The organism is Fischerella major NIES-592, from assembly GCF_001904645.1.
GTDB lineage: Bacteria > Cyanobacteriota > Cyanobacteriia > Cyanobacteriales > Nostocaceae > Fischerella > Fischerella thermalis.
Window position 1 is genome coordinate 72,560 of record NZ_MRCA01000006.1, and the last position, 6,444, is coordinate 79,003.

8 protein-coding genes and 1 pseudogene are annotated in these 6,444 nt (G+C 38.6%); 3 read left to right on the plus strand and 6 right to left on the minus strand.

All coding sequences use genetic code 11. From position 1 onward, the window contains the following. Positions 1–38 precede the first annotated feature (38 nt). The 3 genes and pseudogenes from NIES592_RS12880 (at position 39) to NIES592_RS12890 (ending at position 2,846) form a co-directional block, all read left to right on the plus strand. Complete coding sequence (locus NIES592_RS12880; protein WP_073555950.1) at positions 39–1,349, plus strand: proton extrusion protein PcxA; 1,311 nt, start codon at positions 39–41, stop codon at positions 1,347–1,349. Between the two features lie 477 nt (positions 1,350–1,826). Continuing rightward, a pseudogene (locus tag NIES592_RS12885) lies at positions 1,827–2,105 on the plus strand (3D domain-containing protein); the annotation flags it as partial. A 291-nt stretch (positions 2,106–2,396) separates the two neighbouring features. Further along, the gene (locus NIES592_RS12890) at positions 2,397–2,846 is read left to right on the plus strand and encodes a PIN domain-containing protein (protein WP_073555951.1); all 450 of its coding nucleotides are present in this window, start codon (positions 2,397–2,399) and stop codon (positions 2,844–2,846) included. 51 nt (positions 2,847–2,897) lie between these two features. Here the strand turns inward: NIES592_RS12890 and NIES592_RS12895 are convergent, their stop codons facing one another. From NIES592_RS12895 to NIES592_RS12920, 6 genes are all read right to left on the minus strand, one after another. Continuing rightward, complete coding sequence (locus NIES592_RS12895; protein WP_073555952.1) at positions 2,898–3,449, minus strand: hypothetical protein; 552 nt, start codon at positions 3,447–3,449, stop codon at positions 2,898–2,900. Between the two features lie 148 nt (positions 3,450–3,597). Continuing rightward, complete coding sequence (locus tag NIES592_RS12900; protein WP_073555953.1) at positions 3,598–4,086, minus strand: hypothetical protein; 489 nt, start codon at positions 4,084–4,086, stop codon at positions 3,598–3,600. Between the two features lie 242 nt (positions 4,087–4,328). Beyond that, positions 4,329–4,739 carry a hypothetical protein gene (locus NIES592_RS12905; protein ID WP_062247363.1) on the minus strand — a complete coding sequence of 137 codons (411 nt, stop codon included), beginning with the start codon at positions 4,737–4,739 and terminating at the stop codon, positions 4,329–4,331. A gap of 20 nt (positions 4,740–4,759) precedes the next feature. Further along, complete coding sequence (locus NIES592_RS12910; RefSeq protein WP_062247361.1) at positions 4,760–5,158, minus strand: hypothetical protein; 399 nt, start codon at positions 5,156–5,158, stop codon at positions 4,760–4,762. A 181-nt stretch (positions 5,159–5,339) separates the two neighbouring features. After that, a complete protein-coding gene (locus NIES592_RS12915) occupies positions 5,340–5,684 on the minus strand; it encodes a hypothetical protein (protein ID WP_062250631.1) in 345 nt (114 codons plus the stop codon). A gap of 153 nt (positions 5,685–5,837) precedes the next feature. Beyond that, positions 5,838–6,188, minus strand: a complete 351-nt coding sequence (locus tag NIES592_RS12920) for a hypothetical protein (protein WP_009454547.1) — start codon at positions 6,186–6,188, stop codon at positions 5,838–5,840. Positions 6,189–6,444: the final 256 nt, after the last annotated feature.

Consider the following 6,444-nt stretch of genomic DNA (forward strand, 5'->3'; position numbering starts at 1 on the left):
GTTAAAAATACCAAAAACAGGCTGGATGATTGCCTAAGATGAGTAACTCAGGTTTCGGTCAAAAAATTTACACTTTTTTGCTGGCAGCATACGAATTATACCTGCGGACACCAGAACGTTCATTGAATAAGGCGTATGAGGCTGCCCTGAAAATTCAAAAAATAGAAAATGAGCATTTTAATGGTAACAAAATAGACTCTCATTCAACTACATATAGCAGCAGTATTATTGATTATTTTGAGTCAGATCTGAAAAAAGAATTAAAAATCATTCGGATGCGGCTAACAGAGTTTAAAGCCAGCCGTTATTTGTTAAGTGATTCAAATCAAAAAGCATTTAGAAAATTAGGTATCGAGCCTCTCAATCCTTCAGTAATTTTAGACAAGCTGAGATTTATCGATGGAATCGTAGCAAAATACACCTTTGTTGAGGAAGAACTTGACCCCCAAGATCGTGTTTCCAAACCCATAGATATACCAGTTGAATCTCTTGTATTTCAACCAAAACCACAAAATATTTCTAGAAATAACTTAGATAAAGAACCACGGAGTAAAACCGATACAACTGGTGTATTACCTCGTTCTATATTTAATACTATCAATCGTCTGCAAGCAGAATTAGACCCACAAGCAGAGCAGAATGTTGTTCAAAATTTTCGTACTGCTCAAAAAAGAACTATTATCTCGGTTAGATTTATATTACTGTTAATAATTGTACCAATTCTTACTCATCAGCTATCAAAAGCTTTTGTTGTTGGACCAATTATTGACCATTTTAGAAACCCTGAACAAGCAGTTATTTTCCTGAATGAAGAAATGGAAGAACAAGCATTGCTAGAGTTACAGAGATTTGAAGAAAAAATTAAGTTTGAAAATCTGCTGAGTAATGTTAGTGTTCCCATAGAAAATATAGAAGCTCAGATCAGGGAAAAGGCAGAAGAAATTGCCGGAAAATTTCGTCAAGAAAGTGCCAATGCTGTCAAAAACGTTTTTGCAGATATTTTATCTGTAATTGCATTTGTTTTTCTTTTAGTAACTAGTAAAAGAGAGATCGCTGTACTCAAAGGTTTTTTTGATAATATAGTTTATGGTCTCAGTGATAGCGCCAAAGCATTTATCATCATTTTATTTACAGACATTTTTGTTGGATTTCACTCTCCTCATGGTTGGGAAGTAATTTTAGAAGGAGTATCACGTCATTGGGGATTACCAGCCAATCATGATTTTATCTTCTTATTTATTGCTACCTTTCCAGTTATCTTAGATACTATCTTCAAATACTGGATTTTCCGCTACTTGAATCGTATTTCACCTTCAGCAGTTGCTACCTACCGGAATATGAACGAGTAGTTGTTGGTTGGTAGTTGTTAGTTGGTTGGAATTTCAAAACCAAACATCAAACAACAATCAACAAACAACAAAATATAATATGCAAAAAAACTTGTTGCTATCTGTCTGAGTCTCCCCGTCGTACCATTAATTTTTTTGTAACCATAAAATCTTTAACTTATAGGGAACTCAGTCCACCAGAATGCAAACTAACAAAGTGGGAACTACCCATTTCCCTCAAGACTTCTGAGATTGAAAAATAAACATCACTACTACCTTTGTTATCCTTGCACCAACCCTTGTTTCCTTGTTGCCAGGATGATAGGTCTTGTCTAGATGAACAAATATCGGGTGAAAACGGTAAATTAATAGACCTCTTGCATGAATCCTCAAAACTCCACCCCAACCCTCCCCTTACTAAGGGGAGGGAGTGAATATATTGTTTTCTGCCTTAGGGGGGACTAGGGGAGTTATTTCAAATATTTGTGCAATAGGTCTAATTTACCACTTGTGGCTGAGCGTTCAATCGCTACAGATAAATATCTCATGCTTACCGCTGCTTTAGCCTTAATTTGTGCTGATTTTCACTTTATAGAAACCAACGGCAAAATTGAACGTCGTATTGTGAGTCGTTACGTTCTCGATCAAGATACTGGAGGTGCTATTAAAGGAGCAAGCAGAGTAGATTATTTTTTGGGTACTGGTAAACAAGTAGGCGATCGCGCAGGCGTCACCGTCAGCAATGGACAACTATATTATTTGTTCCTCAAACCGTAGTTTGGCAGTGTGCGCAGTGTGGGAACCGTGGGAAGTGCGGGGAAGGGAGACAAGGGAAGGGAGGAATTACCTATTTCCTCTTGAGAATTAACGGTTAAGAGTTCCCTCTTACCAATGTAGAGACGTGCCATGGCATTTCTCTACAACCACTAACAACCAACAACCAACTACTTTTGCATAAATCGGAAATACCATGCCTTGAATTTGTATCTCAATATATTCCTAAATAAGTGGGATTAACTATAAAAATCTCACCATCGGCTACATTGGTCGAGCAATCGGGGGTTGAAAGTGATCAAGATTATATTTGATGCTGACCTAATAATAGAAGCTTTGATGAATCGTAACGGTTTTGGAGAAGAAGTTAGTAAATTATTAGATAAGGTACATCCATTGATTCAGATGTATATTACAGATATTGGATGGCAAAAAATATACACTTATGCCAGTCGTTTACGAGATAACCAAATAGCAGAAGTAGTAGTCGATTGGTTAAAAGAAAAAATAAAAATTTGTCATGTAGATCAGACCGTTCTCCAGCAAGCACGCACTTCACCTCTTCAAGATTTTGAATCTGCTGTTGAACTGTGCTGTGTTAATTATGAAGAACTAGATGCAGTTGTTACCCATAAACCAAGTGATTTTACGGAAGCTCCTTATAAATATTGCGTTTGGTCAGTAGCACAATTGTGGGTACGGGCAAACTTAGAAAGTCAGCTACAAGCGACCAAGCTTAGCTAAGGGAACTACAAATTTCCTTTGTCTTCCTTGTACCTCTTAATAATTCCTTAACTACTTTTGAGTAGATGATTGCTGTAAGCGTTGTAATCGAATCGTTGCTTCTTCTATTTGCTTTTGCAACAAAGTTAGATTTGCTTCCATTGTTTTCTTGTGGACTTCTAGTAATTCCGTTTCTTTACGTAGACGGGTCATCCTCTCCTTGTGGTCTTCCGTTCGTCCTGGTTGATAGATAATACCAAGATAAATTGTGACATTAGAAGCGTCTAAAGTATTCACACCTGCGGAAAGATTAAAACCAAAGTCATTCTCAGTATTGACGTAGGCATTGGGAAGATAATTGAGAGGATAAATATTGGGATAATTAATCGTATTGGAGTTATTGTTGTTTGAGGAGGTATTGGAGTTAGTTACAGGAACCTGTGGACTCGACTGCAATATTTGATTGAAAGATGATTCATTGCCTACAGTGGCTGATTGATTGCTATTGGCTGTTTGGGAATAGGCTGGATAAAGGTTTAAAGCTTCTAGAAGCAGTATAAATAAAGAACAAGAAATAAATTTTAAATAATTATTTAATACCAACGGTAGCAAACCCTTTTTCATCTTTTTGCGTAATTTTTTACTAAGCAAAGCGTGGCAGAAATTAATAAACAGTCAAGAATACTCCCAAATACTAAACGTAATCAGCATTATTCTCTTCTGCTTTCTGCCTTTATGCAATAGGCTTGCTATATTTATTTACCGTACAGTACTAGCGTACACTTAAGTTGAGAGTGTAATTTAAAAGACCATTGCCACTTGTTTGTTGAGAGGAACTAATACCAGGGCCGCTCAGTTCTACACTAACTCCAGATGATGCAGGAGCATAGCGTCCTGAAATTTCAACTATATGCTCTCCAGCAGATAGTAGAGGTGATAGATTAATTTCAACTTGGCTACTGCTAAGTCGTTTCACGACTTTGCCATTCAAAAGAACGTCACCACTCAATTGACTACCAGAAGTACTAATCCGCAAAATATGGGGTTGACGAAGATCAGTTGCACTCAAACTGACTGAACTTGTTTGATATCCAGAAGAATAGTTAGACTGCTGACTAAAAGTACTGGAGTTTCTCATATCATCACTATTGCTGTCCACATGAACAGAAGAGGTTTGGACGCTAATGAAATTCTGAGCCAAAGCTGCGGAAATGGTAGCAATCAAAGCTAAGCAGCAGGCAATAAATAATAGCTTTTTCATAGCTTTATGGGGTTTAGAACAGGTATGGAACTCATCTACCTGCTTGAATGCTGATAGAAAACTTGGGTCTGAACGAACCTGCAAAAAAACCGGGTCTTTAACAATAGAGCGATCGCGCTCATTTCAAAACTATCGTAAAAAACCCAGTTTAGACCTGAGTCAAAACATTAATTAATCCGAAGTTCTTAAACTAGAAGACTTCGGAAAAGTTAATATTTAGATTTGTATCTTGCTGATCAGCTTTATCGCTTGGGAACACCAACACCATTAAGAAAGTTGGGGTCAGCAGCTGGGTTGTATACATCAACTGGAACATGAACTTTTACACCTACATCTCCTTTACCAGGAGTATTACTGGTAGCACCTCCACCCACAATTGAATTGCTGTTTACATTTTGTTGAGCAGAATTAGGGCCAGTATTGACTTGAGTAGATGTATTGGTGACACTGTTACCAGTACAATCTTCTCCGAACTGCTGATTTGGATTATGTGTTTGCTGACTTGGTTTTTTAGAACCACTAACATCTACTTGCACTGCTACATCAGTGATGACACAACCTAATGCTGATGCAGGACGAGTAAAAGAAGGAGCGAAAAGGGGAGAAACAACAGTTAGTGAGAACAAACCCAGAGAAAGAAACTTAAATTTCATGATGATCGTAACCTCTTGAACTATTTACAGGTAGATGTGGTTGTAGAACTGTAAGTACTATTGGAACCGTTAACGGATCTTTGAACACTTTGTTGAGTCAAAGTTCTGCCGGTACAGTAGCTGCGTGTGTTTTGAGGAACCTTAACAGCTTGAGGAACGACAACAGTTTGAGGAATTTTTACAGTCGGAACAGTGTATACACCATTTTTTTGGATACGTACCCCAGAAGTAGGCAAGCGGAGAGGATATATACTTGTGGTTGATCTGGGATTGTTTCTAATCGTAATACCGTTGTTTGTATCGACTATTACCCTACTATTGCCGTTTTGAATGTCAATGTCGCCTGCTGTGGCTATTCCGGCAGGTAATACCATCAGCGCAGAGAGTGCAAGTATGGAAATTGAAAGTTTAGCAGGCATGGCGTGAATACCTCACATATCAGAAAAAACCGATTTTTTTGTTTTACCAGGTAATTCGGTTAACCTTGGTCTTAGCTGAGTTGGCGTTGCTGGAATAATAGAATGGTTTTGTCACTCTTAGAGAATTAGAGAATAGACAACGCCTCATCACTTAAGCTTGTCTAGGCTTGTACAGCTCATTTTAACGGCAGTAGCCGTTAGCTATCTTCAGCGCATCTTGAACAGAAAGCTGGTTGGCTTGATTTACAACTGTGTTAAATTCACCGATAGCAACCCCAGTTTGTTGAATATTTTGGTTGGAAACCTGTACGTTACCACCTGGTTTGCAGTAACCATTACCTACGCTCGTTGAGTTTTGGATGCTCTGCTGATTAGCATTGTTAACAACTGTATTGCCGCGACCAGTTGCAACACCAACTTGATCAATGTTTTGCTGATTTCCCTGAAAATCTTGAGCAAAAGCAGCAGAAGGAGCTATAATCAGGGCAGTAATTACGAAACCAAAAGTTTTAACTTTACTAAACATAATTTGTTGACCTCTTGTGTTGTTGTATGTTGTTGATTTAGATTTGGCGTTGCTGGCCTCAGGGTTGGTAACGCCTCTTGATTTTAGGCAGTTTTGATTTTTTGATTGGGAGATGCACCGATAAGATCATCCCGCTTCCCAACTCAGTTAACTTTAGTTGCAGTTGGTTATGCCGTTAGCAATCTCAGTAGCGGTTTGCTGAGCCAGTTGACCACCAACGTTAGCTACAGTATTAACTACACCAACAGCAGCTCCATTTTGGGAAAGATTCTGATTAGATATTTGACCGTTGAAAGTAGCTTGGCAGGAAATACCATTCTTAATCTTAGTAATGCCTTGAACAGCTGTCTGAGTAGCATCATTAACAATAGTATTAGCAGTACCGACGGCAGCTCCATTTTGAGTCGCATTTTGTTGGCTGCTTTGAACGTCAGCCAGAGCCGCACCAGGAGCAATCATCAAACCAGCAGCCAGTAAACCGAAAGCAAAAGACTTCTTCAACATTGTTTTAGACCTTGTGTATTGTGTATTGTGTATTGTTGTTTAGGGATGTGCTGTGTGCAGCATCATCCCTTCTGCTCCAGTAGAACTTAGTAGCAGTTGTGGTAACCGTTAGCAATCTCGGTAGCGTTTTGTAGAGCAGCTTGGCTAGCTTGGTTAACTACGGTGTTAGCAGTACCAACAGCAGCACCGTTTTGTTCCAAGTTTTGACCAGAGAATTGAGCGTTGTAACTACCATGGCAGGAAGCACCATTCTTAA

Coding starts and splice junctions, on each gene's coding strand:
- NIES592_RS12880 (WP_073555950.1), top strand. CDS start 39: ATGAGTAACTCAGGTTTCGGTCAAAAAATTTACACTTTTTTGCTGGCA.
- NIES592_RS12920 (WP_009454547.1), bottom strand. CDS start 6,188: ATGTTGAAGAAGTCTTTTGCTTTCGGTTTACTGGCTGCTGGTTTGATG.
- NIES592_RS12915 (WP_062250631.1), bottom strand. CDS start 5,684: ATGTTTAGTAAAGTTAAAACTTTTGGTTTCGTAATTACTGCCCTGATT.
- NIES592_RS12900 (WP_073555953.1), bottom strand. CDS start 4,086: ATGAAAAAGCTATTATTTATTGCCTGCTGCTTAGCTTTGATTGCTACC.
- NIES592_RS12895 (WP_073555952.1), bottom strand. CDS start 3,449: ATGAAAAAGGGTTTGCTACCGTTGGTATTAAATAATTATTTAAAATTT.
- NIES592_RS12905 (WP_062247363.1), bottom strand. CDS start 4,739: ATGAAATTTAAGTTTCTTTCTCTGGGTTTGTTCTCACTAACTGTTGTT.
- NIES592_RS12910 (WP_062247361.1), bottom strand. CDS start 5,158: ATGCCTGCTAAACTTTCAATTTCCATACTTGCACTCTCTGCGCTGATG.